At 70.9% G+C, this 26682-nt stretch carries 19 protein-coding genes; 10 read left to right on the forward strand and 9 right to left on the reverse strand.

All coding sequences use genetic code 11. From position 1 onward, the window contains the following. Positions 1-72: 72 nt before the first annotated feature. Positions 73-1668, forward strand: coding sequence for a phytoene desaturase family protein (locus ABD831_RS09640; protein ID WP_344944978.1), 1596 nt, complete (start codon positions 73-75; stop codon positions 1666-1668). Beyond that, positions 1668-2126 carry an SRPBCC family protein gene (locus tag ABD831_RS09645; protein ID WP_344944982.1) on the forward strand — a complete coding sequence of 153 codons (459 nt, stop codon included), beginning with the start codon at positions 1668-1670 and terminating at the stop codon, positions 2124-2126. Before ABD831_RS09640 ends, ABD831_RS09645 begins: the two co-directional genes overlap by 1 nt. Positions 2127-2176: 50 nt before the next feature. On the opposite strand, the gene ABD831_RS09650 is transcribed toward ABD831_RS09645, so the two are convergent. Genes ABD831_RS09650 through ABD831_RS09660 form a run of 3 tightly spaced genes read right to left on the reverse strand, consistent with a single transcriptional unit; the run spans position 2177 to position 5354 of the window. Next, positions 2177-2911, reverse strand: a complete 735-nt coding sequence (locus ABD831_RS09650) for a glycosyltransferase family 2 protein (RefSeq protein WP_344944985.1) — start codon at positions 2909-2911, stop codon at positions 2177-2179. Further along, positions 2908-4317, reverse strand: coding sequence for a bifunctional PIG-L family deacetylase/class I SAM-dependent methyltransferase (locus tag ABD831_RS09655; protein ID WP_344944988.1), 1410 nt, complete (start codon positions 4315-4317; stop codon positions 2908-2910). Before ABD831_RS09655 ends, ABD831_RS09650 begins: the two co-directional genes overlap by 4 nt. Then, positions 4311-5354 (reverse strand): acyl-CoA dehydrogenase, encoded by a 1044-nt coding sequence (locus tag ABD831_RS09660; protein ID WP_344944992.1) that lies wholly within the window; start codon positions 5352-5354, stop codon positions 4311-4313. Before ABD831_RS09660 ends, ABD831_RS09655 begins: the two co-directional genes overlap by 7 nt. A gap of 196 nt (positions 5355-5550) precedes the next feature. Here ABD831_RS09660 and asnB point away from each other — a divergent pair, with 196 nt between their 5' ends. The 3 genes from asnB to ABD831_RS09675 are packed head-to-tail and all read left to right on the forward strand — an operon-like array spanning position 5551 to position 10639. Beyond that, positions 5551-8394: an asparagine synthase (glutamine-hydrolyzing) gene (asnB, locus tag ABD831_RS09665; RefSeq protein ID WP_344944995.1), complete on the forward strand. Its 2844-nt coding sequence runs from the start codon at positions 5551-5553 to the stop codon at positions 8392-8394. After that, positions 8391-9341, forward strand: coding sequence for a polysaccharide deacetylase family protein (locus ABD831_RS09670; RefSeq protein WP_344944998.1), 951 nt, complete (start codon positions 8391-8393; stop codon positions 9339-9341). Before asnB ends, ABD831_RS09670 begins: the two co-directional genes overlap by 4 nt. Before the next feature lie 5 nt (positions 9342-9346). Further along, a complete protein-coding gene (locus ABD831_RS09675) occupies positions 9347-10639 on the forward strand; it encodes a YVTN family beta-propeller repeat protein (protein ID WP_344945001.1) in 1293 nt (430 codons plus the stop codon). Between the two features lie 48 nt (positions 10640-10687). On the opposite strand, the gene ABD831_RS09680 is transcribed toward ABD831_RS09675, so the two are convergent. Further along, on the reverse strand, positions 10688-11908 hold the full coding sequence (locus ABD831_RS09680) for a hypothetical protein (RefSeq protein WP_344945005.1): 1221 nt from the start codon (positions 11906-11908) through the stop codon (positions 10688-10690). Between the two features lie 412 nt (positions 11909-12320). Between ABD831_RS09680 and ABD831_RS09685 the strand changes: the two genes are divergently transcribed. The 5 genes from ABD831_RS09685 (at position 12321) to ABD831_RS09705 (ending at position 18159) form a co-directional block, all read left to right on the forward strand. Next, on the forward strand, positions 12321-13154 hold the full coding sequence (locus tag ABD831_RS09685) for an ABC transporter substrate-binding protein (protein ID WP_344945008.1): 834 nt from the start codon (positions 12321-12323) through the stop codon (positions 13152-13154). A gap of 42 nt (positions 13155-13196) precedes the next feature. After that, positions 13197-13988, forward strand: a complete 792-nt coding sequence (locus tag ABD831_RS09690; RefSeq protein WP_344945011.1) for an amino acid ABC transporter permease — start codon at positions 13197-13199, stop codon at positions 13986-13988. Continuing rightward, positions 13985-14764, forward strand: coding sequence for an amino acid ABC transporter ATP-binding protein (locus tag ABD831_RS09695; RefSeq protein WP_344945014.1), 780 nt, complete (start codon positions 13985-13987; stop codon positions 14762-14764). The genes ABD831_RS09690 and ABD831_RS09695 overlap by 4 nt, the downstream gene beginning before the upstream one ends. Before the next feature lie 217 nt (positions 14765-14981). Then, positions 14982-16088, forward strand: a complete 1107-nt coding sequence (locus tag ABD831_RS09700; protein WP_344945017.1) for a glycerophosphodiester phosphodiesterase family protein — start codon at positions 14982-14984, stop codon at positions 16086-16088. 55 nt (positions 16089-16143) lie between these two features. Further along, the gene (locus ABD831_RS09705; RefSeq protein WP_344945020.1) at positions 16144-18159 is read left to right on the forward strand and encodes a phosphocholine-specific phospholipase C; all 2016 of its coding nucleotides are present in this window, start codon (positions 16144-16146) and stop codon (positions 18157-18159) included. Between the two features lie 72 nt (positions 18160-18231). Here the strand turns inward: ABD831_RS09705 and ABD831_RS09710 are convergent, their stop codons facing one another. The 5 genes from ABD831_RS09710 to ABD831_RS09730 are packed head-to-tail and all read right to left on the reverse strand — an operon-like array spanning position 18232 to position 26430. After that, complete coding sequence (locus ABD831_RS09710; RefSeq protein WP_344945023.1) at positions 18232-19482, reverse strand: MFS transporter; 1251 nt, start codon at positions 19480-19482, stop codon at positions 18232-18234. A 27-nt stretch (positions 19483-19509) separates the two neighbouring features. Continuing rightward, positions 19510-20259: a respiratory nitrate reductase subunit gamma gene (narI, locus tag ABD831_RS09715; RefSeq protein WP_344945025.1), complete on the reverse strand. Its 750-nt coding sequence runs from the start codon at positions 20257-20259 to the stop codon at positions 19510-19512. Beyond that, a complete protein-coding gene (narJ, locus tag ABD831_RS09720; protein ID WP_344945028.1) occupies positions 20256-20945 on the reverse strand; it encodes a nitrate reductase molybdenum cofactor assembly chaperone in 690 nt (229 codons plus the stop codon). Before narJ ends, narI begins: the two co-directional genes overlap by 4 nt. Further along, the gene (gene narH, locus ABD831_RS09725; protein ID WP_344945031.1) at positions 20942-22660 is read right to left on the reverse strand and encodes a nitrate reductase subunit beta; all 1719 of its coding nucleotides are present in this window, start codon (positions 22658-22660) and stop codon (positions 20942-20944) included. The genes narJ and narH overlap by 4 nt, the downstream gene beginning before the upstream one ends. Further along, on the reverse strand, positions 22660-26430 hold the full coding sequence (locus tag ABD831_RS09730) for a nitrate reductase subunit alpha (protein WP_344945034.1): 3771 nt from the start codon (positions 26428-26430) through the stop codon (positions 22660-22662). Before ABD831_RS09730 ends, narH begins: the two co-directional genes overlap by 1 nt. Positions 26431-26682 lie beyond the last annotated feature (252 nt).

Consider the following 26682-nt stretch of genomic DNA (forward strand, 5'->3'; position numbering starts at 1 on the left):
GTCCACGTCCCAAACCTCGGGTTGGCCCCTCCACCCAGCGGGTACGGCACGACCACGCGAGGAGAGGACATCGTGACGACGACGGATGCGGTGGTCATCGGCAGCGGGCCCAACGGGCTCGTGGCCGCGAACCTGCTCGTGGACGCGGGCTGGTCGGTGGTGGTGCTCGAGGAGCAGGAGACCCCGGGAGGCGCCGTCCGCAGCGACGGGTCCGTGGCGCCGGGCTTCGTGCACGACACCTTCAGCTCCTTCTACCCCCTGGCCGCCGGGTCGCCGACGATCCGCGACCTGCGGCTCGAAGAGCACGGTCTCGAGTGGGTCCAGGCACCGTCGGTGCTCGGACACTCCTTCCCCGACGGGCGCTGGGGTGTGCTCCACCGTGACCGGGCGGTGACGGCAGCAGCACTCGACGAGCACGCACCGGGTGACGGCGACAGCTGGCTCGCCCTCTGCGAGACCTGGGACCGCGTGGGCGACGATCTCATCCGGTGTCTGCTCAGCCCGTTCCCACCCCTCCGTGGAGGGGCGGGCTTCGGGCGGCGCGTCCTGAGGCCCGGAGGCTTCGAGCTGGTGCGGGAGATGCTGATGCCCGCGCGCAGCCTCACCGAGCGACTCTTCCGCGGCGACGCGGCCCGCATGCTCGTGGCGGGCAACGCGGCTCACGCGGACATCGGCCTCGAGGCGCCCGGGTCCGCCGCCATGGGACTCCTGCTCGCTCTGCTCGGACAGACCGTCGGCTTCCCGGTCCCGCGCGGCGGCGCGGGCGAGCTCACGGCTGCGATGGTCCGTCGTCTCCAGTCCCGTGGGGGCGAGCTGTGTCTCGGGGAACGAGCCGAGGGCGTACGCGTTGACGGCGGTCGTGCGGTCGCCGTGCGGACCGCGTCGCGTGAGCTGACAGTCAGGCGGGCCGTCATCGCCGACGTGTCGGCGCCGGGCCTCTACGGGGGACTCGTGTCCTGGGACGACCTGCCCACGCGCCTGCGCCACCGGATGGGTCGCTTCGAGTGGGACCCCTCGACGGTGAAGGTGGACTGGGCCCTCGACGGGACCGTCCCGTGGACGGGTGCGCCCGACGCCTCGCCGGGGACGGTGCACATCGCGGACTCACTCGACGCGCTGTCGCTCTCCGGTGGACAGGTGGCGGCCGGGCTCGTCCCTGAGCAGCCGTTCCTGCTGGTCGGCCAGATGGGTGTCGCCGACCCCACCCGCGTGCCCGAGGGTCACGAGGCCCTCTGGGCGTACACCCATGTGCCGCAACAGGTTCGAGGTGACGCGGGCGCTGACCGTGCCGGGTTGCGCAAGATCCGGGGCACGTGGGACGCGTCCGACCTCGAGGCCATGGCCGAGCGCATCGAGCAGAGGATCGAGAGCCGCGCGCCCGGCTTCCGTGACCGCATCACCGCCCGCCGCGTGCTCGGCCCACGCGAGCTGGAGTCCCGCGACGGCAACCTCGTCGGGGGCGCCATCAACGGTGGGACAGCCGGGCTGCACCAACAGCTGGTGTTCCGACCCGTCGCGGGGTCGGGACGCCCGGAGACGCCGGTGAAGGCGCTCTACCTGGGCTCAGCCTCCGCCCACCCGGGAGGGGGCGTGCACGGGGCCTGTGGGGCCAATGCTGCGCGGGCTGCACTGTGGCACAACAAAATTCAACTGCCCTGGAGGCGCTGATGAGCACCACGACCCGCACGATCCACGCCACGCCCGACGCCGTCTTCGACGTGCTGGCCGACGGTTGGAGCTACAGCCAGTGGGTGGTCGGGGCCTCACGCGTCCGCGACGTCACCGACGGCTGGCCCGCCGAGGGCACCCACATCCACCACTCTGTCGGGGCCTGGCCCCTGCTCATCGACGACGCGACGACGGTCCGCTCCTGCGACCGACCGAACCACCTCGAGCTGACGGTTCGGGCCTGGCCCTCGGGCGAGGGCATCGTGCGGGTCACCTGTCGCCCCAACGGCACCGACACCGACGTCACGATCGAGGAGGACGCCACCAAGGGGCCGGCCACGCTGATCCCCAAGCCGGCACGTGATCTCGTGCTGGACCGCCGCAACCGGGAGTCACTGCGGCGGCTGGCCATCCTCGCCGAGCGTACCGCTACGGCGCTCGGTCGGGGCGCCCTCTGACCCGAGCGCCGTCAGTGGGTGCGGCTGCCCGCGAGGATCCGCCGGCCGTCTCAGCCCGCGAGTGAGGTCCCTGGCTCCAGCTCGCTGAGAAAGTGGGCGAAGCCGCCCGGCGCGCGACCACGCAGACGTCCCGAGGTGCGCAGGTGCAGAGCGGAGGAGGCGACACAGGTGGCTCCCGAGGCGCGAACGCGCTCGACCAGTCCGAGGTCCTCGTGCAGGGGCGTGGGCTCGAAGCCGCCGCTGTCGACGTAGGTCGACAGCCGCACGCCGAGGTTCGCGCCGTGCACGTGGTGGTGCCCGTCGCGCAGCTCGTGCAGGGCACGCCACTGCGCCAGCACACCAGGGGCGAGCTCGTCGGAGTCGGGCTCGACCGTGCCCGTGACGAGATCGACCCCCGCGTCCGCAAGGATCGCCTGCCGCACCAGCCAGTCCCTGGGGACGGCACAGTCGGCATCGGTGTTGGCGAGCCAGTGGCTCCCGCGCTGCCAGCCGGGCACGTGCGCCGTCGCCACCATCACCCCGTGTGCTCGTGCCGCACCCACGCAGCGATAGGTCACCTCGACCGGACGCACGTCGCGGTGCCGGAGCACGAGCTCTCGAGACCCGTCCGTGCACGCATCCAGCACGAGGGTCACCCGTGCCGTGATTCTCGGGCGGACACGCCTCAGCTCCGCCACGGCTTCATGCAGCGTCCGGAGCGTGCGGGGGAGCAGCTCCTCCTCGTCGTTGGCGGGCACGACGACGTGCATGTGGGTGAGGTGGGCCGGCGGCGACACGGCGGTCATGACGTGGCCGCCGTCGTGGCCGCCGTGTGAGCCGCTGTGTGGGCCTTCGTCCGGGAGAACACGTCCAGCCGGAAGTCGTCCTCGAGGTGCGTGGCGACGACGGGCAGCTCCGACTCCTCGCGCCAGATCTCGTGAACGCGCGCTCCCTCGAGGGGCCACCCGCGGACCGGGTGTCGCCAGTGACAGAGCACGACGGCGCCGTCGTGGGAGAGCGACTCGTCCACGCGGGCTGCGAGTCGCCGCAAGCGGTTCGGGCTCAGGAAGTAGCCGACCTCGGAGACCACGACGAGGTCGAAACGGCCGCCTGGCCAGTCCTCGGGGAGGCTGCCCCGGAGGACGGACACCGCGCATGCCGCGTCCGTGTCGCTCGCGTCGTCGGCGGCCGCCAGTGACGACCGAGCGGCCGAGACGGCCGTGGCGCTCTCGTCGACGACGACGAGCTCGTCGCACCGCCGCGACAGCTCGGACGCCAGTGCACCGACCGAGCCGCCGACCTCGAGGGCGCGGGCATATCGGCTGTGCGGCAGGGCCGCCAGCGTGACGAGGCGCTTGCGCTGCTCGTACCAGCTCGTGCGCACCTGCCACGGGTCGTCAGCCGCGTCGTGGAGTCGCTCGAGGCTGTCGTCGCGTCCCGCGCCGAGCCGGAGGAAGACCTCGAAGGGGCGGCGGAAGTGTGCCAGCATCCCTTCGTGCAGCACGGCCTCGTCTCCCGTGGCATCGCTCAGCGGCGCCACCTGGGTGCGATGGAGCGCCACCGCGGCGCTCTTGGCCTCCTGGACGTCGTCGGGCAGCAGCACCGCGTGGAAGTCGGCCCACGGCGCCTGCAGGGGGTCGCACCAGTGCCAGAGCCAGACGGGGTACTCCCACAGGGTCGCGTCCGTGCGGTGGGCGGCCGTTCCCGCGGCGCGCCCAGCGGCGTCGTGGTCGGCGTGCCCGTCGTCGCGCCAGGGCGCCACGAGCACCGTGCGGTTCCCCTGCTCGGCGATGATGTCGACGAGCGCGGTCACGACTGCGTCCTCGTGCGCTGCGACCGAACCGTCGGGCAGACCGAGGCGTTCGAGCGTGCCTGCAGGAGCGAGCCGTTCCAGGGCCCGGCGCGACTCCTCGACCCTGCGACCGCCCAGCTCCTGCGGCCCGGTCGTGGGAGAGTCCGGGTGGGACGCCCCCCCGTCCGTGAGCAGCACGACGACCACGTCGAGACCAGCCTGCGCCGCGACGGCGATCAGTCCGCCGGCGGCCAGGGTCTCGTCGTCCGGGTGCGCCGCCACGACGACCAGACGGTCGGCAGAGCTGTGGCCCGGGACGGCCAGGGACGGGACCTGGCCCCACTCGTTGCGGGCGCGCCACCGCTCCTCGTGCGTGCCCGTCTCCGAGTGGGTGAAGCTCGGCGCGTGGGTCCTTACCATGGCGGCTGCGGCGCATCGAGCAGGTGGCGACCGAGGGCTGCCTCGTCACGCTCGGCGTGCTCCTGCCGGAGGTAGAGCTGGAGGTCCGCCACCCGCCGGGCGTGGTCGTCCTCGAGGGCGAGCGGCGCCGGCCCCGTCGCATGGCCGACGTGTTCGAGCACGGCCTCGGCGGTGCGCGCCACCACATGACGCACGCGCAGCGCGAGAGCTGCGCCTTCGGGGCCGGTCGCCCGGCCCTCGTCAACGCGCGTCGCCGCGTCGGCGAGGGCGCCCCGGGCCGCCCAGAGCGACGCATCCACGGCGCCGAGGTGCATGTGGGCTATCTGGTCCGGCTCACGGCCGCCGCGCACGAGCCGACGTGCTACCCCGACTGCTCCGCCGTACCAGATTGCCGCGACCCCCATTGCGCCCCAAGCGAACCCGGGGCGTTCGAGATACCAGCCCGTCGGGCCGACGGGAGCTGCCGCGGCGTCCTCGAAGGTCACTGGCCCGCTCGTCACGTCCGTGAGGCCCCGGGCGAACCAGGTGGCGGGCTCGACGGCCACGCCGTTCGCCTGACCCAGCGGGACGGCATACAACCTCCGTGTCGTCTCGCCGTCCCAGGCGGTGACGAGCGCGTGCGAGAGGGTGCCTGCGAGCGAGCACCACGGCTTGGTGCCGGACAGGCGTGTGCGGCCTCCGTCATCGCTGGCGGCCAGGCGGACGCCCGGCCCCTCCGCGGCGAAGACGCCCCAGGTCGAGCCATCGGTCGGTTCCGGTACCTCGTGGCCCTCCCCACGCGCCTCGTCGAGGATGGCGAGGGCATCGAGGTGCGGCTCCATGCTCCGAGCGGCCGTCAGGCTGATGGCGGCCACCGACGCCAACGTCTCCCACAGCGCCGACGTCGCCCCCCGTCCCGGTGGCGGGAAGGCCTCCGGGTGATGGCGCACGAGGGCGAGCGCCGAGGCGGGACCGGTGCCTGTGTCGAGCTCCGCGAGGACGCCGTCGAGGCCCGGGTGGGCCGGCGGACCGTCGGTCAGTCGGACAGCGTGCGTCACGAGGCGAACGCACCCTTCACCGAGCAGGGCGTGGCGGCGAGCACGGTCATGCCTGAGACATACCCAACCTCCCGCGCCGCTGGGCCTGCTCTGGGAAACTGGTCCTGCGACGCAGTCTCAGCCCTTGTCCAGCGTGCTTTCAGTCGCGTCTGTCAGACATGGGGCCGTCAGACGATCGTTGCGGGAGGGACTGCACGTGTGCGGAATTGCCGGATACTTCGGGCTCGAGGCGGACCTCGGTCTGCTCGAGCGGATGGGTGCGGCCCAGCGGCACCGGGGTCCCGACGACCAGGGCACCCATGTCGACGGTCCGGTCGGACTGGCCCACCAGCGCCTGTCCATCATCGACCGCGAGGGCGGACGCCAGCCGATGGCCACCGTCGACGGCCGCTTCGTCCTGGCCTACAACGGTGAGGTCTACAACTACCGCGCCCTGCGGGAGGAGCTCGAGGCGGACTCGCGCACCTTCCTGACCCAGAGCGACACCGAGGTCGTCCTGCAGGCGTATGCCGCGTGGGGACCTCAGGCCTTCGAGCGCTTCAACGGGATGTTCGCGATCGCCGTCTGGGATCGGGACGAGCAGACGCTGACGCTCGCCCGCGACCAGTTCGGCATCAAGCCGGTGCACCTCAGCCGCATCTCGGAGGAGCACGGGGGCCCTGACGCGTGGCTCTTCTCGAGCGAGATCAAGCCGATCCTCGCGAGTGGTCGTCACGAGCCCGCCCCCGACGAGCGCGCGATCTACCGCTACCTGCGCCACCGCGTGCACGACGACGGGGTGCAGACCTTCTTCGCGGGGATCGAACGGCTGCTGCCCGGAGAGATGGCCACGATGAGCTCGCGCGGGCTCGAACGACGGCTCTACAGCACCTTGCAGCAGGACCTGTCCGCTGCTCGTCCGCCGGCGACCGGCGCCGGGCCGGAGACCGTTGCCGCCTTCCGCGACGGCCTCGCCGAGTCCATCTCGCTGCGACTGCGCTCGGACGTGCCCGTGGGCACGTCTCTCTCCGGCGGGCTCGACAGCTCGGCCATCGCCGTCGGCATCGACCGCCTGCTCACGGAGGACGACGCCTCGGCCAAGGCCGTGGGCCACCGACAGCAGACCTTCTCGGCAGTCTTCACCGGCTACCGCAACGACGAGGAGCGCTGGGTCGACGACGCGGTAGCCGCCTGCTCCGGTCCCGTCGAGTCGCACCGGATCCGGCCTACCTCGACCGAGATGTTCGCCGACCTGATCGACTTCGTGCGGACGCAGGAGGAGCCGGTCGTCTCGACCGGACCGTACGCGCAGTACCGCACCATGCAGGAGGCGAGCCGGCACGTGACCGTCATGCTCGACGGCCAGGGCGCCGACGAGATGCTCGCCGGCTACGTGCCCCAGACCGTGTCGCACCTGCGCGACCTCATGGCTCACGACCGGCGGGCCGGCATCAGGGAGGTCGTGGCCTCGCGCGACGTGCTCAGCACGGTGGTGCGGGCACGACTGCGGACGCGCCTGCGTGGCGGGAGGTCGTTCGGTGAGCTGCTCAGCCCCGACTTCAAGGCGGCGCACGTCGACGACACGTATGCGGTGGGCGGCGCCACCTTGCGCCAGCGCCTGGTGCACGACCTCTTCGTCGCCTCGTTGCCGGCGCTGCTGCGCTACGAGGACCGCAACTCGATGCGGTTCTCCGTCGAGGGCCGCGTGCCGTTCCTCGACCCGCAGCTGGTGCGCGCCGTCTTCGCCATGCCGGACGACGCGATCATCAGGGACGGCTGGAACAAGGCCGTGCTGCGCGACGCGGAACAGGACATCCTTCCTGCCTCGATCACGCGCCGCCGCAACAAGATCGGCTTCACCACGCCACAGAACGAGTGGTTCCGCGAGCAGCGCGAGTTCATCTACCAGGTACTGCTGTCCGAGTCGTTCGCCAGTCGCCCGTACTTCAACCGGGTCGAGGTGCTGAACGCGTTCGAGCAGTGGCTGAGCGGCGCAGGGTCCCTGGACTCGATGGCCTTCTGGCGCATCCTCAACGTCGAGCTCTGGCTGCGCGAGTTCATCGACCCGAAGCCTGTCTCGGAGACGGCAGAGCCTGCCGACTCCGCGGAGTCGGCCGAGTCACTCGAGCCGCCGCAGCCGCTGGAGCCACCCGCGCGAGTCGCGGCTCCCACGGTCGGTGCGACGAACCAGGGCAAGGCGCTCGACCTCGTGCTGCCAGACGGTTCCGTGGTCCGCCGCCACCCCGTCCGCACACCGCTCGTCACCGAGTCCGACGACCTGACGAGCGTCGTCGTCGACCACGTCCGTGCCCACCTCGGAGTGCTCGGGAAGGGCCAGGTCGACTCCGGGCCCGGAGCCGGAGTCGGGTTCAGACGGTGGTACGTCTTCGTGTCGGAGAAGGTCGTGGCGACCACCCAGCGCCGCTCGTTCTACGTCTGGGACATCCCGGTGACCCGCGCCGCCCGGCTGCTGAGCCGGCACGTGACCCGCACTCCGGCGGGGATCGGTCTGGGGTCCCCCTTCACGATGCAGCTCGCGATCGACGAGGTGGGCCTGCCCCGCGTGCTCGTCGCGGCGGCAGCGGGCGCGGTCGGCCGACTGTTCGGCCGCCGCGGCCTGTTCTACACGGTCGCCGGTGGCGAGGTGCGAGCCATCGACGGACCCACCGAGTACTCCGTACCCCCGGCGAACATGTCGGCCAAGCTCGGGCCCAAGGACCCCGCCGCCGTGGCTGCGACGCTCTCCGCTGCCATCCGGCAGGTCCTGCCCGAGGACCTTGCTGCGACGTTCTGCGGCACCGTCGTGGTCGACGCGAACGACCTCGGGTGCAACGTCCTCGGCACCGACGCCCCGACGTCGGTCCCGCGCCTCGAGCGCATGTTCGCCGACAACCCGCTGGGCCAGGGCACGCAGCAGACACCCATCGCCCTGGTCCTCGACGACCTCCGGTCGGTCAGTGACCGACGTGCAGGCGAGGTGCGTCGGGACGGGATGCCGGCGAAGCCGCCGTCCCCGACGCGCCGGCCGCGGGTGGGGCACGCCACGAAGGGGTCGGCATGACCCCACGGAGACCGGAGGGTGAGGCTCCCGACGGCGGGGACGCCGCGGACCCGCCGGCGGGCGCGACGTCAGCGGAGCACTCGGCGGCGTCGGCGCGTGCGTCCAGGCGCACCGTGCTCGCTGCTGCTGCGGGTGCCATCGGGTCGATGGGCGTCGCTGCGTGCTCGACGTCCGGCGACGGGGGAGCGGCTGGGGCGTCAGAGGGAGCGGGCCCCGGCCGGACGAGCGCCACCTCCGGCAGCCCCGCGGCACCGGGTACCTCTCCGCCCGCAGCCAGACCGTCCGCCACCACTCCGGCCGGCAGCAGCGGCACGCCTGCCCCGCGGCAGGACGCCGTCCTCACGGCGGCAGGGCCGGACATCCGGTTCGGGCCTCGGGACGCGCCTGCTGTCGCCCTGACCTTCCACGGAGCCGGAGCAGCCGCCCGCACGAGCGCCGTCCTCGACATCGCGCGCGCCCACGACGCGCACGTGACGGTCTTCGCCGTCGGCCAGTGGCTCCAGGCGAACCCGGCGCTGGGGAAGGCCATCCTCGCCGCGGGCCACGACCTCGGCAACCACACGTGGAGCCACCGGCCCATGCGTCGACTGACCGCCGCCCAGGCCCGGGACGAGGTGGGCCGAGGAGCCGCCGAGGTCGCTGCCGTGCGGGGATCCGCCGGTCCGCTGTTCCGCCCGTCGGGCACCCCGACGAGCACCGCCGTCATCCGGGCAGCCGCCAGCGCATCGGGATACGCGCGGTGCATCTCCTACGACGTCGACCCGCAGGACTACCTCGACCCCGGCGCCGGTGCCGTGCAGGCGCGCACCCTGGCTGCGGTCCGTGCCGGCAGCATCGTCAGCCTCCACCTGGGTCACCAGGGCACCGTGGCTGCGCTACCCGGCATACTCGCCGGTCTGCGAGCGCGGGGCCTGCGTGCGGTCACGATCACCGAGCTCCTCGCGTGACGGGCATGCCTGTGACAGTGGCTTGCTCCCGAGACGGGGCGCTCGCTCGCGTTGCCGTCCTTTTCCTCGGCGCCACCGTCGTGCTGTCCGGCTGCTCGGTGGCGCAGACCTCCGCGACCGACGCGCCGGGCTCGACGGCCGCTGTCACGACTCGCCCCAGCGTCGTCACGCCGTCGCCGTCGCCATCGACGTCGTCAGCCCACGCCGCCGTCTCCGCGGCGCCCGCACCACCGCGGCCGTACGCCCTGACCGGCGCGGTCGACCTCTCGGCCGAGGCGCGCCGGGCACGCACCCTGGTCTACGTGCCGAACCAGCAGGCCGGCACCGTGCAGATCATCGACCCGAGGACGTATGCCGTCATCGCCACGAAAGCCGTTCCGCGCTCACCGGAGCACGTGGTCCCCTCGCACGACCTGCGCCGCCTCTGGGTCAACAGCGACGCCGGCAACGCCCTGACCCCCATCGACCCCCGGACCGGCGCCTTCGGCAAGCCCGTCCCCGTGCGTGACCCGTACAACCTCTACTTCACGCCCGACGGGAGGTACGCGCTGGTCATGGCGGAGAGGCTGCGCCGGGTCGACGTCCGCGACGCCCGGACAATGGCCCTCGTGCGGTCGTTGCCGGTGCCGTGCAAGGGCGTCAACCACGCCGACTTCACGGCGGACCTCTCGCGGCTGCTCGTCAGCTGCGAGTTCAGTGGACAGCTGGCCCTTCTGGACGCCTCCGCGACGCGGGTCATCCGCATCATCGACCTCAACCGGATGGCGACTCCCGGGGCGACCGACCCCGCGATGGCGCGGTCGATGGGGGGCCCGGCCGGCATGCTGGCCTCCGGTGCGAGCTCGATGCCGCAGGACGTGCGACTCGCCCCGGACGGTCGCTCCTTCCTCGTCGCCGACATGCTGCGCAACGGGCTCTGGGTCGTCGACGCGACCACCTTCACGGTGAGACGCTTCGTGCCGACGGGCCGCGGGGCGCACGGGATCTATCCCGCTCGCGACGCCCGACGCATCTTCGTGAGCAACCGCGACGCGGGGAGCGTCAGCGTGCTCGACGCTGCCACGCTGCGACGCCTCGCCACCTGGCGTCTGCCCGGCGGCTCCCCGGACATGGGTGGAGTCACCGCGAACGGGCGCGAGCTGTGGTTCTCGGGCCGCTACGACGCCTGCGTCTACGTCATCGACACGGTGACCGGGCGGCTGACCCACCGGATCCCGGTGCGGCCGGGTCCGCACGGGTTGCTCGTGTGGCCGCAGCCGGGCCGTTTCTCGCTGGGACACACGGGCAACATGCGGTGAGGACGCCGCACGACGTCGACGGGACGCACCACGACGCAATGACCGGGGTCAGCCGGCGCCGATGCGCCCGGCGATGATGCTCGTGATGACGACGGACGTGATCGTCACCGTGGAGAAGCCGGCCACGATCATCTTCGGCAGGATCTCGTGCTCGATCGCGGCGACCTCCTCGGGGGTCTCGCCCGCACCCTTGGCCGCCTCCTGGGACAGGATCATGGTGCCGGGGAACCCGTAGAGGGACGTGAGCCCGATGGCCACCGACATGGGGACGCTGTAGCCGAGCAGCTTGCCGACGAGGGCGGAGAAGCCCGCGATGCCGACCACGCCGAAGACGAAGGCGATGAGCAGGGGGCCCGCCAGGGCGGTCACGTCGGAGGGCTTCACGGTGGCGAGTGGCCCGAAGACGAGGATCATGACGGCGATCATCATCAGCCCGAAGGCGTCGATGCCCGAGAGCACGGACGGCTTGAGGACGCGCGTCGTGCGCAGACCGATACCGAGGATCAGCGCGACGACGAAGGTGTTGAGGATGCCGTCGGTGAGGTTGTTGATGCCGAGGCTGACGAGGACGACGACGCCGACGACGAAGAGCGTCCCGGCAGTGGTGCGCAGTGGTGCGGGCAACCGCGACTGCTGCGCGTCGTCGTGGGGCGCGTCGTCACCCGGCACCTCCACGGGTGCCAGGGTTCCCGCCCGGTACTCCGCCTTGAGCCGGGCGGCCTCCCTGCGCAGGATGACCGACGTGAGCGGGAAGCCGATGAGGCCCTGCAGGGCGGCGATGAGGACCGGGAAGACGGCGATGCTCGTCAGGCCGACGCCGAGCGCTGCCTCCTGGACGATGAGGACCGAGATGGCGCCGCCGCTCAGGGCCCCGGTGCCGGCGATGACGAAGTCGAGCGCCTGCGCGTAGCCGTCGGCCGCCGACCCCGAGATGCGAGGGCCGAAGAGGAACCCGGCGAGGAGCAGCGCCAGCCCGATGCCGATGACGGTCGCGATGCCGACGAGCAGCGTCTTCCACTGCTTCTTGAAGTCGTCGAGGCTGATCATCGTGCCGAGGTGCACGATGACGAACCCGACGACAACCCCCGCGAGGGCGAGCAGGCTCGAGCTCGCCAGAAGGTCCTCGGGGAAGAGGCCGGTGAGGAAGCCGACGAGGAAGATGATGGAGGCGACGAACAGCGAGGACAGCAGGGACCGCGTCCTCTGCGCCACGAGATCGCTGACGGTCCAGACGAGCATGACGATGACGAACGCGAGCACCGGGTTCACGGTGGCCTCAGCTTCCTCGTGGCGGGTCGGAGGGGCGGCGGGTGGTGGTGACAGCGTGCCCGAGCGGGAGGCGGGCGGATTCCCCCTGCGTGGGTGATCCGCTCCGTTCCGTCGTCTGGCCCTGATCCCCCCACGGGTGACGGCGTATGCCGTGAAGGTGCCCCGGATTATCACGTCGCGTTACGTGTCCTATAACGTTGCGTAAGTGAACGGTGCCTGCCACCGGACGCCCGCCGCCCGTCGGCGCCGTCCGTAGCCGCGCGACCGGAGGCGCCCCGAGGGACCGCCCGACGTGCGGCACGTCCGTTCCCCGCCACCAGCCAGCACCGACGCCCGGCACGCCGGTCCTCGGCGCGCCCTGACCTGTCCAGATCCCCTCTCATTCGCTCAGCCCTGCACAGAAGGACTCACCATGCCCCTGCTCCAGCGCTCCCTCACGACTGCTGCCATCGCCCTCGTCGCGCTCTCGCTCGCTGCCTGCTCCGGCGGCTCGTCGGCCGGCGAGAAGGCGGCCGACAACCCGTTCGGCCTCCAGCAGCCCGGCACCCTCCGCGCGGGGACGCTGACGGACGCCCCGCCGAACGTCTTCGTCAAGGACGGGAAGTTCACCGGTTTCGACAATGACCTGCTCACCGCCGTCGCCGGCAAGCTGGGGCTCAAGGTCGAGTTCGTCGGCACCGAGTTCAGCTCGCTGCTCGCCCAGGTCAAGACCCGCAAGTTCGACGTCGGCTCCTCCTCGATCAGCATCACCGAGGCGCGCAAGAAGACGGTGGACTTCACCAACAAGTACGACTTCGGCTTCCTCGGGCTCGACGTGCCCAAGGGGTCGTCCATCACCTCGTTCGACCAGCTGAGCGGCAAGCGTGTCGTCGTGGTCCAGGGCACGGTCCAGGACGACTTCGCCACCCGGGAGAACCTCGATCCCGTTCGCGTGCCGGACTACAACGCGGCGCTCAACCAGCTGCGGACCGGCACGGCCGATGCATGGATCACCCCGGCCGAGATCGGCGAGAAGACGGCTGCGGACTCCGGCGGCAAGGTGCTGGCCGTGGCCAAGCAGCTCGACCCCGGCGGCATCGCGTATGCCGTCGCACCTGGGAACGACACGCTGCGAGCCGCGCTTGACAAGGGCATCGACGCGGTCGTCGCCGACGGCACGTGGGCCAGGCTGCAGAAGCAGTACTACCCAAGCCGCGAGATCCCGGCCGACTTCAAGCCCGGCAGCGGTGCCGCGGCTACGCAGTGACCTCGGCTCGATAGACCACCCACCACCCGAGAGGAGGGCCAGATGGACATCCTGACCACGTTGCAGGAGACCTTCTTCGACCTCGACGCCATGCGTGCGGCGCTGCCCGAGCTGGTGCGCGTCGGGCTGCCCAACACGCTGATCCTGGCCCTCACCTCGGCGGTGATCGGCACGGTGCTCGGCATGGTGCTCGCCGTGTGCGGGCTCTCGCACCGACGATGGCTGCGCTGGCCGGCGCGGTTATTCACCGACATCTTCCGCGGACTTCCCGCCGCCGTCACCATCCTGCTCATCGGGGTGGGGCTCGCGCCGGTCGGCCTGCAGATCTGGGGTCCCAACCCGTACCCGCTCGGGATCCTCGCCCTCTCGCTCATCGCGAGCGCCTACATCGGCGAGATCTTCCGGTCCGGCATCCAGAGCGTCGAGCAGGGCCAGCTGGAGGCAGCGCGCGCCCTCGGTTTCAGTCGTTCCTCGGGGATGCGCCTCGTCGTCATCCCCCAGGGAGTGCGCCGCGTGCTGCCGGCGCTCGTCAACCAGTTCATCGCCCTGATCAAGGAGTCGTCGCTCGTCTACTTCCTCGGCCTCTTGGCGAGCCAGCGCGACCTCTTCCGCATCGGTCAGGACGCTGCGGCCAACACCGGCAACCAGTCCGCGCTCGTGGTCGCCGGTCTGTTCTACCTGCTCATCACCGTGCCGCTCACCCATGTCGTCAACGCGATCGACCGCCGCCTGCGTGACGGGCGGCGCGCTCACGGCGCGGCCCGGACGGACGACCCGACCGGGGGCGACCACCCGGTCGCCCGGCCCCTCGCGCTGACCCAGGAGGCACGATGACCACTGACACTCCACGCCTCGACAGGAGGGCCAGCGGCCCCGGAGCGGTGCGCGGAGTCGGGGTCGCGACCCGTGACGTGCACGTGTCGTTCGCCTCGAACCGGGTGCTGCGCGGGGTCGACCTGGACGTCGCCGCCGCGACCACGGCCTGTGTCGTCGGGCCGTCGGGCTCGGGCAAGTCGACGCTGTTGCGCGTCGTCAACCGGCTGCTTGAGCCGGACCATGGGGACGTGCTGCTCGACGGTCGCAGCGTGCTCCGCGACAACCCCGACGTCCTCCGGCAACGGGTCGGCATGGTGTTCCAGCACTTCAACCTCTTCCCGCACAAGACGGTTCGGGCGAACGTCACGCTGGGCCTGACCAAGCTCAAGGGGCTACCGAAGGACGCGGCGGCCGAGCTGGCGCTGCATCACCTCGACCGGGTCGGGTTGGCGCACAAGGCCGACGTGCGCCCCGGCAGCCTGTCCGGCGGGCAGCAGCAGCGCGTCGCCATAGCGCGGGCTCTCGCCATGGAGCCCGAGGTCATGCTCTTCGACGAGGCCACCTCCGCCCTCGACCCGGAGCTCGTCAAGGGCGTGCTGGCCACGATGGCTGACCTCGCGGCCGAAGGTATGACGATGCTCGTCGTCACCCACGAGATGGGTTTCGCCCGGTCCGTGGCGCAGCAGGTGCTCTTCATGGACCACGGCCGGGTCGTCGAGTCCGGAGAGCCCGACCGGGTCTTCGAGGCCCCCGAGACCGAGCGCCTCCAGCGCTTCCTGTCGCAGGTGCTCTAGGGGCCGTCCCGCAACAGGACGAGGGGCCACGGACCGACGCCGGGCCGTGGCCCTCCGTCTCGATGGGTGGTCGCTGAAGGCAGGGAGTCGACTGGTGACCGGTCGGGTTCGTCCCGTTCGGCGAGGGTTCACGGTGCCGTCACGTCCCGGGCACCCTGCTCCGGATCCGGGTCCCTAGCGTCGGAGGGTCAGCACCGATCCGAGCAGAGGACCCTTGATGCGCACGCGCCATCTCCTGACCAGCCTGACTCTCACCGGAACGCTCGCCGCGGGATGCCTGGGCGCGGCCGACGCCGTGGCCGCCTCCGCGCCTGCCCCTGCCCCCGCAGCCGCCGTGAGCCGCGGCGTCCTGCCGCAGAAGACCCACTTCGACCTCCAGGCTCACCGCGGCGGCCTCGGCCTGACGACGGAGGAGTCGCTGCAGGGCTTCGCCAAGGCGATGCGCCTGGGAGTCACGACTCTTGAGCTCGACACGCAGGTCACGAGGGACGAGAAGGTCGTCGTCAACCATGACCGGCAGGTCAGCGCCACGAAGTGCCGCGACACCGGGCCCGTCACGGCCGGTGACCCCATGTACCCCTACGTCGGCAAGTACATCAAGGACCTCACCCTCGCCCAGATCAAGACCATGGACTGCGGGTACCAGCAGCTGCCCGGGTTCCCGGACCAGGAGCGGATCGCCGGCTTCCGGATGGTCGAGCTCAAGGACGTGCTGAACCTCGTCAAGGCCTACGACGCCAAGCAGGTCACGCTCAACATCGAGACGAAGGTCGAGGCCGGCGCGCCCGAGCAGACCGCCCCCCGTGACCTCTTCGTGCGCCGTGTCTTCGAGGAGATCCATGCCTCGGGCCTCGAGGACCAGGTCACCATCCAGTCCTTCGACTGGGGCGCACTCAACACCATGCACCGGCTGGCGCCGTCGTGGCCCCTCGTCGCCCTCACCAACCGTGACTTCCTCCAGGTGGGCAAGCCCGGCGCCTCGCCGTGGCTCGGCGGGGTCGACGCCGACGACTTCGGCGGGGACTACGTCGCGACCGCAGCCGCCGCGGTGCCCGGCCTCACGGCGCTCTCGCCCAACTACGGCTTCCCGCAGAACGGCACGGTCGCCGACCCGGACTTCCGCTTCTACCCTGACCGCGCCATGGTCGAGGCCGCCCACGCCCGCGGGCTCAAGATCATCCCGTGGACCTGTGACGACCCCGCCACGGTGAGCGCCCTCATCGACCTCGGCGTCGACGGCATCATCACCGACTACCCGAACCGGGTCCGCCAGATCATGGCCGACCGCGGCATGCGCCTGCCCAGGGCGTACGCACCGCGCTGAGCGCGACGGCATACCTCCTCCTTCTGTCGAATCCTCCACCCCACCAGGAGTCCCCATGGTCGACCTCGACCGACGACGTTTCCTCCAGATCGCCGGCGGCGCCGCCGCGGCGACGATGCTCGACGAGAGCATCGCCCGGGCCGCGTCCATCCCCGCCAACCGCGCGACCGGCACCCTCAAGGACGTCGAGCACATCGTCGTGCTCATGCAGGAGAACCGATCCTTCGAGCACTACCTCGGCAGCCTGCGTGGCGTCCGCGGCTTCGGAGACCCGCACCCCGTCCGTCTGCCCAGCGGCAAGAACGTGTGGCACCAGCCCGACGGCGGGCGCGACGTGCTGCCCTTCCATCCCAGCGTCGACGACCTCGGCGCGGCCTTCCTCGAGGGCCTGCCGCACAGCTGGACCGACGGTCAGGCCGCCGTCAACAAGGGCCACCACGACGGCTGGGTGCCGGCCAAGGGCACGACGACGATGGCCTACCTCGAGCGTCAGGACGCGGCCTTCCACTACGCCCTGGCCGACGCCTTCACGGTGTGCGACGCCTACTACTGCTCGTTCATCGGCAACACCGACCCCAACCGCTACTACCTGTGGTCTGGGTGGACGGGCAACGACGGCAAGGGCGGCGGCCCCGTCCTCTACAACGACGAGCTCGGCTACGACTGGCGCACGTACCCGGAGCGGCTCGAGCAGGCCGGCGTCTCGTGGAAGGTCTACCAGGACGAGGGCACCGGGCTCGACGGCGCGGGTTCCTGGGGCTGGACGTCCGACCCCTACATCGGCAACTACGGCGACAACTCGCTGCTCTACTTCAACCGCTACCGAGATGCCAAGCCCGGAGACGCGTTCTACGAGAAGGCTCGTCGCGGCACGAAGGCGCGCGACGGCCAGGACTACTTCGAGCTGCTGCGCCGTGACGTCGAGGCGGACACGCTGCCGTCCGTCAGCTGGGTCGCCGCCCCCGAGGCGTTCAGCGAGCACTCGAACTGGCCGACGAACTACGGCGCCTGGTACATCTCCAAGGTGCTCGACACCCTGACCTCGAACCCGGAGGTGTGGGCGAAGACGGTCCTGCTCATCACCTACGACGAGAACGACGGGTTCTTCGACCACCTCGTGCCACCGCACGCGAACTCGCCTGTCATTCCTGGCGCGTCGACGGTGTCGACGGTCGACGAGTTCTACGACGGCGAGCACGGGCCGGGTGCCTACGGGATGGGGCCCCGCGTGCCGATGTTCGTCGTCTCACCGTGGAGCACCGGCGGTTGGGTCAGCTCCGAGACGTTCGACCACACGTCGGTCATCCGGCTCATGGAGGCCCGGTTCGGGGTCAAGGAGCCCAACATCACCCCCTGGCGACGGGCGGTCACCGGCGACCTCACGTCGGCGTTCGACTTCTCGAAGACGGTCGAGGAGGTCCCGTCGCTGCCGAGCACGACGAGCTGGAAGCCGTTCGACGACAAGCGCCACCCGACCTACCGGCCGACACCTCCCGCCGAGGGGTCCATGCCGTCGCAGGAGCCGGGCACGCGGCCGGCCCGTCCGACGCCGTACGACCTCGTCGTCCGCGAGCACCGCACGCGCGGTGCCGTGACGGTCGACCTCGACAACCGGGGTCGACGGGGGACGCACGTGCAGGCCCGCCTCATCGAGCCCGCCGGCGCGCCACACAGCTACACGGTCGGGGCCGGCGACGAGCTGCGGGCGACGTGGCCCGTCACCGGCGACTACGACATCCACCTGCACGGGCCGAACGGCTTCTTCCGGCGCTTCGCCGGTGACGTGCGCACCGACCGCGTCCAGGTCGAGGTCACCAGGGTGGGGCGCACCCAGCGGCTGTCCGTCTCCGCCGAGGCGCCTCGCGGCGTCCACGTCACCGTCGAGGACTCCTACGGTGGCAGCACGGCCGTCGGGAGGCGGCCCGTCGTCATCGACACATCCGTTCACGGCGGCTGGTACGACTTCACCGTCGTCGCCGGCGAGAGCGCCTTCCTCAGGGCCTTCGCCGGTCACCTCGAGACCGGGCGGCCGTCGGTGAGCGAGCCGGCACTGGGCCGCACGAACGGCTGAACGACACCGATCGCGTATGCCGTGTGCCGGGCACCCGGGGTCCTCGGACCGCGGGTGCCCGGCCCGTCGCGCTCAGCCGTGCCGCGCGCTGCGGTCCGAGCCCTTGATGCCCACCTGCGAGAAGACGAGCGCCGAGGCCGCGACGACCGCCAGCAGCACGAGGCCGACGCCGTACTGCGGGAGGAGCTTGTCGTAGGTGGCCCCCAGCACGAGCGGCGGGAAGTAGCCGCCGAGACCGCCGGCGGCGCCGACGAGGCCCGTGACGCTGCCCACCCGCTCCGCAGGCGCGGCCTTGGCGACCCAGGCGAAGACGCCGCCCGTGCCGAGGCCGAGGAAGAACGCGATGGCCACGAACGAGGCACCGGCCGCCAGCTCGAGCGGGGGCCGCAGCGCGAGCACGACCGCCATGACGGTGGTGCCGGCGAGCGAGATCGCAAGGACCCGTCGTGGTCCGATGCGGTCGCTGAGGGTGCCGCCGATCGGGCGGGCCACCACGGCGGCGATCGCGAAGCCGGCAGTGCGGGTGCCGGCTGCGGTGAGGTCGAAGGAGTAGACGTCCTTGAGGTAGGTCGGCAGGTACGTCGAGAAGGCGACGAAACCACCGAACGCGACGGCATACAGGAACGACATCTGCCAGGTGATCGGTAGGCGCGCGGCTGCGGCGAGCTTGGGCATGACCGGGTCGGTGTTGGGGTGCCACACGGGCGAGTTGCGCATCCACGTCCAGCAGATCGCCGCGGTCGCCGCGAGGGCGACGGCGAGGATGACGTGCGTCATCGTGTATCCGAACCACGTGACGAAGCGCGGCGTGAAGAAGGCCGACAGGGCGGTCCCGCCCATGCCCGCGCCGAAGACTCCGGTCGCGAAGCCGCGGCGGTCGGCGCGGAACCACGCGTTGACGAACGGGATCCCGACGGCGAACGTCGTGCCGGCGATCCCGAGGAAGAAGCCGAAGACGAGCATGAGCGGGAAGGAGTGGGCGTTGCCGGCGACGGCGACGAGCAGGACGAACGGGATGCTGGCCAGGGTCAGGACGGGGAACATGATGCGGCCGCCGAACCGGTCGGTGAGCGCGCCGACCGGGATGCGCCCGACCGAGCCGACGAGCACCGGCGTGGCGACGAGGAGGGCCTTCTGGCTGCTGCTCAGACCCATCTGCCCGGTGTAGCGCACCCCGAGCGGGCCGATGATGTTCCAGGCCCAGAAGGTGATGGTGAAGGCGAAGAGGGCGAGGGCGAGGTTGCGGGTCTGACCGGACAGGTCCGGTTCGGCGCCCGCTGGAGGCGGGGCCGGCGTGGCCGGTGTGGACGCGGTCTGGCTCATGGTGGCTCCCTGTGTGAGGTGGGTCGCTCAGCGGCGGCGGTCGCGGTCCGTGGTGCCGACCCCGCTCCAACCGGGACGACTGGCCCGGTTGCCGGAGGTCTGTCGGTCCCGCGACCGGTAGACGATGTAGGGCCGGAAGAGGTAGTGCAACGGCGCCGTGAAGGCGTGCACGAGGCGCGTGAACGGCCACAGCGCGAAGAGCAGCATCCCGACGATCGCGTGGACGTGGAACTGGATCGGCGCGGCGGCCATCGAGGCGACGTCGGGCCGCAGCAGGAAGACGGAGCGGAACCACGGCGACACCGTCTCGCGGTAGTTGTGCGCCTCGCTGCCGGCCCCGACGCTGACGAGGGTCGTCCAGAGGCCCAGCACGATCGCCGCGACGAGCAGGACGTACATCAGCTTGTCGTTCTTCGTCGTCGCCATGAAGACCGGCCCCGTCGTGCGGCGCCGGTAGACGAGGATGAGGATGCCGACGAGCGTGCACACCCCGGCGATGCCGCCGAACAGCAGCGCGTTGAAGTGGTAGAGCCCCTCGCTGACGCCGACGGCGTCGGTCCACGACTCGGGGATGACGAGGCCCCCGACGTGGCCGAAGAAGACGAGCAGGATGCCGAAGTGGAAGAGCGGTGAGCCGATGCGCAGCAGCCGCGACTCGTAGAGCTGCGACGAGCGGGTCGTCCACCCGAACTTGTCGTAGCGGTAGCGCCAGACCGTGCCGCCGACGAGGCTCGCGACGCACAGGTAGGGGAGCACGCCCCACAGGAAGGTGTTCATGAAGGCGCCCCAGAGGCCGCGCCCGACGAGACCGGTTGCAGCGGAAGGAGCCTCGGGTCGTAGGGCTCCAGTCCGACCGCCTCGGTCGGGTGGGGGCCGGTCATCCCGACCATCTCCATGACTGCAGCACGATCGGGTGGCGACTCCCCGGGAAGTGTCGCGCACACGGCGACGACGGCACCGGCATACGCGCTCTGCTTCTCCTGCAGGGCGATCCGCAACAGCTCGAGGCTCGCGCGGTACTCCTGGAGGATGGCGCGGCCCGCGTCGGCGTCCACCAGCGCGGCGAACTCGAGGACCATCGGGAGGTAGTCGGGCAGCTCTCCGTGGGTGTCGACGACGGCGCCACTGCTGCGGTATGCCGTCTTGAACCGTCCCAGGACCTCGCCGCGTCGCCGGGTGTCCCCGTCGGTCCAGTAGGACAGGTAGAGCGCGTGCTTGCGACTGAGGTCGAAGGTGTCGACGTAGGTGCGCTGGAGGTCAGCGAGCGTGCCGGAGCCGAGATGGGCCAGAAGGCTCGTGAGCCCGCTCGCAGCGAGTGGGTCGTCCTGCTCCGTCAAGGCCTGACGCATCCCCGGAACGGCGGCGACGAGCTCCGCGTCGGGGTAGTCGAGGCACCGCCCTGCCACGAGGTGCACGACGCGGTCGTCGCTGGTCCGCGGCGCACGGCGGCGGAGCCCGATCATCGCGTCCCCTCCGTCGTGGCCGAGTCGGGCGGTCCGTCGGACGAGCCACCCGGGAAGAGACCGTCAGGGGCGCCGTTGCCGTCCCAGTTGAGCAGGTTGACACGGCCGCGCAGCCCACCGCTCGCGGTCGTCGTCATCGCGGAGTCGGACGTCTGTCGCTGTTTGAGGGCGTTGAACGTCTCCACAGCCACAGGCGCCGGTCGCCCGCTCGCCTCCCCGAACGGGCCGGACTCGTACATCCCCGGCCCCTCGTCGAAGTCGAGCGAGCAGCCGATCTCCTCGAGCTCGTGAGCGCGCTCGACGTGGGCGGTCGGGATGACGTAGCGGTCGGCGTACTTCGCGATCGCCATGAGGCGATACATCTCGTAGAGCGTCTCCTCACTCATCCCGACGGCCTCCGGGATCGCGGGGTCGCCGTCACGGCCCAGCGACACGTCGCGCATGTAGGCGCGCATCGCGGCGAGCTTCTGCAGCACGCCCGTGATGATGTCGGTGCGCCCGGCGGTGAAGAGCTCGGCGAGGTAGTCGACGGGGATGCGCAGCGCCTCGATCGCGCCGAAGAGCACGGTGCGGTCCTCGGCGTCGTGGCCCTGCGACGACAGCACGTCGACGATCGGCGAGAGCGGCGGGACGTACCAGACCATCGGCATCGTCCGGTACTCCGGGTGCAGCGGCAGGGCCACCCGGTAGGTCTTGGCGAGCGCGTAGACGGGCGAGCGCCGCGCCGCGTCCATCCAGTCATCCGGTATGCCGTCACGCCGGGCCGCCGCGATCACCTCGGGGTCGCTCGGGTCGAGCAGGAGGTCGAGCTGCGCCTCGTAGAGGTCGCCCTCGTCCGGGGTCGCCGCAGCGGCCGTGACCCGGTCGGCGTCGTAGAGGAAGAGGCCGAGGTAGCGCAGCCGTCCGACACACGTCTCGGAGCAGACCGTCGGCAGCCCCACCTCGACGCGGGGGTAGCAGAAGGTGCACTTCTCGGCCTTGCCGCTCTTGTGGTTGAAGTAGATCTTCTTGTACGGGCATCCGGTGATGCACTGCCTCCAGCCGCGGCACCGGTCCTGGTCGACGAGGACGATGCCGTCCTCCTCGCGCTTGTAGATCGCGCCGGAGGGGCACGACGCCATGCACGACGGGTTGAGGCAGTGCTCGCAGATGCGCGGGAGGTAGAACATGAACGTCTTCTCGAGCTCGAACCGGACCTTCTCCTCCGACTCGCGACGCACCGAGGCGTTGAGCTTGGCGACGATCGGGTCGAGGTGTCCCATCTCGCTCGAGCCGCCGAGGTTGTCGTCCCAGTTGGCCGACCACGTGATCTTCGTGTTCTCGCCGGTGATGAGCGACTTGGGCCGGGCGACGGGGAAGTCGTCGCCGAGCGGTGCCTCGATGAGGGTCTGGTAGTCGTAGGTCCAGGGCTCGTAGTAGTCGGCGAGCTTGGGCTGCACCGGGCTCGCGAAGATGCCGAGGAGCTTCTGCACCCTGCCACCGGCCTTGAGCTTGAGGTTGCCGCGGTGCGTGAGGGTCCAGCCGCCCTTCCAGGTCTCCTGGTCCTCGTAGCGGCGCGGATAGCCCTGCCCCGGCCGGGTCTCGACGTTGTTGAACCAGACGTACTCGGTGCCGGCACGGTTGGTCCACGCCTGTTTGCACGTGACCGAGCACGTGTGGCACCCGATGCACTTGTCGAGGTTCATCACCATGCCCATCTGGGCCATGACTCGCATCAGTACGTCACCTCCTGGGAGCGCTTGCGAACCGTCGAGACCATGTCGCGCTGGTTGCCGGTCGGCCCGAGGTAGTTGAACGTGTAGGACAGCTGGGCGTAGCCGCCGATGAGGTGCGTCGGCTTGACGAGCAGGCGTGTCACCGAGTTGTGGATGCCCCCGCGGCGACCGGTCGCCTCCGACTTCGGGACGTCGATCGTGCGCTCCTGCGCGTGGTGGACGTAGACCACACCCTCGGGCATCCGGTGGCTGACGATGGCCCGCCCGACGAGCACGCCGTTGGTGTTGAGGCACTCCACCCAGTCGTTGTCCGCGACGTCGATGGAGCCGGCGTCCTGGGGGCTCATCCACACCGTCGGGCCGCCGCGTGAGAGCGAGAGCATGAGCAGGTTGTCCTGGTACTCCGAGTGGATCGACCACTTGGAGTGCGGCGTCAGGTAGCGAACGGTCACCTGCTTCGAACCGTCGGGTCCGAGCTTGGGCTCACCGAACAGGCGATGCATGTCAAGGGGTGGTCGATAGATCGGCAGCGCCTCGCCGAGGTCCTGCATCCAGTCGTGGTCGAGGTAGAAGTGCATCCGACCGGTCAGGGTGTGGAACGGCTTGAGCCGCTCGATGTTGACCGTGAAGGGCGCGTAGCGTCGGCCCCCGGTCTCGGATCCCGACCACTCCGGTGAGGTGATGACCGCGACCGGTGCGCTCTGCGTGTCGGCGAAGGTGACGTGCTTCTCCTCCGACCCCTCGGCGAGGTCGGCGAGCTTCTTGCCGACACGCTCCTCGAGGGTGCGGAAGCCTTGCACGGCCAGGTGGCCGTTCGTCGTGCCCGAGAAGGTGAGGATGGCCTCGGCCATCTTCGCGTCGGTGTCGATCGCCGGCCGACCGTCGCCGGCGCCGCCGAGCATGACCCCGTTCTTGGCTGCGAGACGGGCCACCTCCTCCCCGACCCGGTAGGTGACGTTCTTGACCGTGAAGCCGAGGCTGTCGGCGAGCGGGCCCACGGTGGCGAGCTTCTCGCTGATCGCGGTGTAGTCACGCTCGACGAGCTGGAAGACCGGCATCGTCCTGCCGGGCGTGCCTGGCTGGCCCGTGGTGCGCCAGTCGATGACACGTCCCCCGGGCTGCGCCGTCTCGCCCGGCGTGTCGTGCATGAGCGGCACGCTCACGAGGTCCTTGCGCACGCCGAGGTGGGTGCGAGCGAGGTCCGACAGCTTCTCGGCGAGCAGGTGGAAGAGCTCGAAGTCGCTCTTGGCCTCCCACGGCGGGTCGATGGCCGGGGTGAAGGCGTGCACGAACGGGTGCATGTCGGTCGAGCTGAGGTCGTGCTTCTCGTACCACGTCGCCGCGGGCAGCACGATGTCGGAGAGCAGGGTCGTCGACGTCATGCGGAAGTCGGCTGAGAGGAGCAGGTCGAGCTTGCCCTCGGGCGCCTGGTCGTGCCACTTCACCTCGGACGGCCTTGGTGCGTTGGGGTTCTCGCTGCCCAGGACGTTGTGGTGCGTGCCGAGCAGGTTGCGGAGGAAGTACTCGTTGCCCTTGGCGGAGGATCCCATCAGGTTGCTGCGCCAGAGCACCAGGGTGCGTGGCCAGTTCTCCGGCGCGTCGACGTCCTCGATCGCGGACGTGAGGGAGCCGTCGTGGAGGGCGCCCGCCACGTATGCCGCGGGGCTGGCCGCGGCGCCCGCGTCGACGGCGGCCTGGGCGTCCTCGGCCACCTGGAGCGGGTTCGTGCCGAACTGCGGGTAGAACGGCATCCACCCCATCCGGGCGGACTGCGCGATGGTGTCGGCGGTGTGCTTGCCCGCCAAGTGCCCTCGGGCCAGGGGAGAGTTGAGCGAGTCGGCCGAGTAGCCGTCGTTGCGCCACTGGTCGGTGTGCATGTACCAGTACGAGGTTCCGGTCATGGTGCGCGGGGGGCGGCCCCAGTCGAGGGCGTTGGCGAGGGAGATCCACCCCGTGATCGGCCGGCACTTCTCCTGGCCGACGTAGTGCGCCCAACCGCCGCCGTTGCGGCCCATGCAGCCGGTGAGGACGAGCAGCGAGAGGATCGCGCGGTAGGTGGCGTCGCCGTGGAACCACTGGCAGATGCCGGCGCCCATGATGATCATCGAGCGGCCCTGTGACTCCTCGGAGTTGGTCGCGAACTCGCGGGCGACGCGGATGCACTGCTCCGCGGGGACGCCGGTGATCTCCGCCTGCCACGCGGGCGTGTAGGGCTCGGACACATCGTCGTAGCCGGCGGGCCACGCACCCGGCAGACCCGGTCGCTCGACGCCGTACTGCGCGAGCATCAGGTCGTAGACCGTCGTGACGAGGTGACCGCCGACCCGGCGCGCAGGCACACCACGGCGGAGCACCGAACCCGTGCCGTCCGGCTCGACGAAGGCCGGCAGCAGCACCTCGACCGGCTCGGCGCCGTCGCCGGCCATCGTCAGGGCCGGGGTCACGCCCTCGAGGTCGAGGTTCCACCGGCCCTTGCCGGAGTCGGCGTAGCGGAAGCCCATCGAGCCGTTCGGCACCACCGGCTCTCCGGTCGTGACGTCGAGCAGCACTGTCTTCCAGGCCTCCTCGTCGGGGACGACGGCGCCCGACTCGGCGAGGTCGGCCGCGGTGAGGAACTTGCCGGGCACGAGAGGTGCGGCACCAGCGCCACCCGACGACGCGGCATACCCCTCCTCGGGAGGCTCCAGGCGGACGAGGAAGGGCAGGTCGCTGTAGGTGCGGACGTAGTCGGTGAAGAAGTCGACCTCCCGGTCGACGAAGTACTCCTTGAGCAGCACGTGGCCCATGGCCATCGCGAGGGCCGCGTCGGTGCCGGCCTGCGCTGGCATCCACTCGTCGGCGAACTTCGTGTTGTCGGCGTAGTCGGGGCTGACCGTGACGACCTTGGTGCCGCGGTAGCGGACCTCCGCCATCCAGTGCGCGTCGGGCGTTCGTGTGACCGGGACGTGCGAGCCCCACATCATGAGATAGGTCGCGTCCCACCAGTCGCCCGACTCGGGCACGTCGGTCTGGTCCCCGAAGACCTGGGGGCTCGCGACCGGCAGGTCGGCGTACCAGTCGTAGAAGCTCGTCATGACGCCGCCGATGAGCTGGATGAAGCGGGTGCCGACACAGTGCGACACCATCGACATCGCGGGAATCGGCGAGAAGCCGGCCACCCGGTCGGGACCGTACTCCTTGATCGTGTGCACGTGGGCCGCCGCGGCGATCTCGACGGCCTCGCCCCACGAGGCCCGGACGAGACCACCCTTCCCGCGGGCGCTCTGGTAGCGGCGCCGCTTCTCGGGGTCGGTCGTGATCTCGTGCCATGCCGCGACCGGGTCACCCAGCCGCGCCTTGGCCTCGCGGTACATCTCGAGCAGGACGCCGCGCACGTAGGGGTAGCGCACGCGGGTGGGGGAGTAGGTGTACCAGGAGAAGGCCGCGCCGCGTGGGCAGCCGCGAGGCTCGTACTCCGGCCGGTCCGGTCCGACCGAGGGGTAGTCGGTCTGCTGCGTCTCCCACGTGATGATCCCGTCCTTGACGTAGACCTTCCACGAGCAGGAGCCGGTGCAGTTCACGCCGTGGGTCGAGCGCACCACCTTGTCGTGGCTCCAACGGTCGCGGTAGAAGACGTCTCCGGCCCGGCCTCCTTCGCGGAACACCGCGCGGCCGTCGTCGGACTCCTCCCACCGGGTGAAGAACCGTCCGGTCTTGAGCAGCGCCGCGGACGCGGGCCCGTCGACGCCACCGGAGGCCTGCGGCCGCTTGGAGCGGGAGGTGGCGCTCACGGGCGCTCCCACGGCCGGACTGAGGTGTGGGGTAGGGAGCGCACGGATCCTCCAAATCGGTGGCGGAGATCGTCCAAACGATCGGCTGCACGGCGCCCGAAGGTGGGCCCAGTGCTGGCGCCCGCTCCTCGAACTGGGCCCAACGCTAGTGGTGCCGAGCGTGTTTGGCGCGGCAAACACGCCCCCAAGGGAGCGGACGTCCCGACCCCCGCGAACCCTGCGTGCCTGACGGTCGCTATCCTCCAAATCAAC

The organism is Terrabacter ginsenosidimutans (assembly GCF_039539425.1).
GTDB classification, from domain to species: Bacteria; Actinomycetota; Actinomycetes; order Actinomycetales; family Dermatophilaceae; genus Terrabacter; species Terrabacter ginsenosidimutans.

What these genes read in the sequence shown, in the direction of transcription:
- ABD831_RS09645 (WP_344944982.1), top strand. Translation starts at nt 1,668, where the DNA reads ATGAGCACCACGACCCGCACGATCCACGCCACGCCCGACGCCGTCTTC.
- ABD831_RS09650 (WP_344944985.1), bottom strand. Translation starts at nt 2,911, where the DNA reads ATGACCGCCGTGTCGCCGCCGGCCCACCTCACCCACATGCACGTCGTC.
- ABD831_RS09655 (WP_344944988.1), bottom strand. Translation starts at nt 4,317, where the DNA reads ATGGTAAGGACCCACGCGCCGAGCTTCACCCACTCGGAGACGGGCACG.
- ABD831_RS09670 (WP_344944998.1), top strand. Translation starts at nt 8,391, where the DNA reads ATGACCCCACGGAGACCGGAGGGTGAGGCTCCCGACGGCGGGGACGCC.
- ABD831_RS09675 (WP_344945001.1), top strand. Translation starts at nt 9,347, where the DNA reads ATGCCTGTGACAGTGGCTTGCTCCCGAGACGGGGCGCTCGCTCGCGTT.
- ABD831_RS09685 (WP_344945008.1), top strand. Translation starts at nt 12,321, where the DNA reads ATGCCCCTGCTCCAGCGCTCCCTCACGACTGCTGCCATCGCCCTCGTC.
- ABD831_RS09690 (WP_344945011.1), top strand. Translation starts at nt 13,197, where the DNA reads ATGGACATCCTGACCACGTTGCAGGAGACCTTCTTCGACCTCGACGCC.
- ABD831_RS09695 (WP_344945014.1), top strand. Translation starts at nt 13,985, where the DNA reads ATGACCACTGACACTCCACGCCTCGACAGGAGGGCCAGCGGCCCCGGA.
- ABD831_RS09700 (WP_344945017.1), top strand. Translation starts at nt 14,982, where the DNA reads ATGCGCACGCGCCATCTCCTGACCAGCCTGACTCTCACCGGAACGCTC.
- ABD831_RS09705 (WP_344945020.1), top strand. Translation starts at nt 16,144, where the DNA reads ATGGTCGACCTCGACCGACGACGTTTCCTCCAGATCGCCGGCGGCGCC.
- ABD831_RS09710 (WP_344945023.1), bottom strand. Translation starts at nt 19,482, where the DNA reads ATGAGCCAGACCGCGTCCACACCGGCCACGCCGGCCCCGCCTCCAGCG.
- narI (WP_344945025.1), bottom strand. Translation starts at nt 20,259, where the DNA reads ATGAACACCTTCCTGTGGGGCGTGCTCCCCTACCTGTGCGTCGCGAGC.
- narJ (WP_344945028.1), bottom strand. Translation starts at nt 20,945, where the DNA reads ATGATCGGGCTCCGCCGCCGTGCGCCGCGGACCAGCGACGACCGCGTC.
- narH (WP_344945031.1), bottom strand. Translation starts at nt 22,660, where the DNA reads ATGCGAGTCATGGCCCAGATGGGCATGGTGATGAACCTCGACAAGTGC.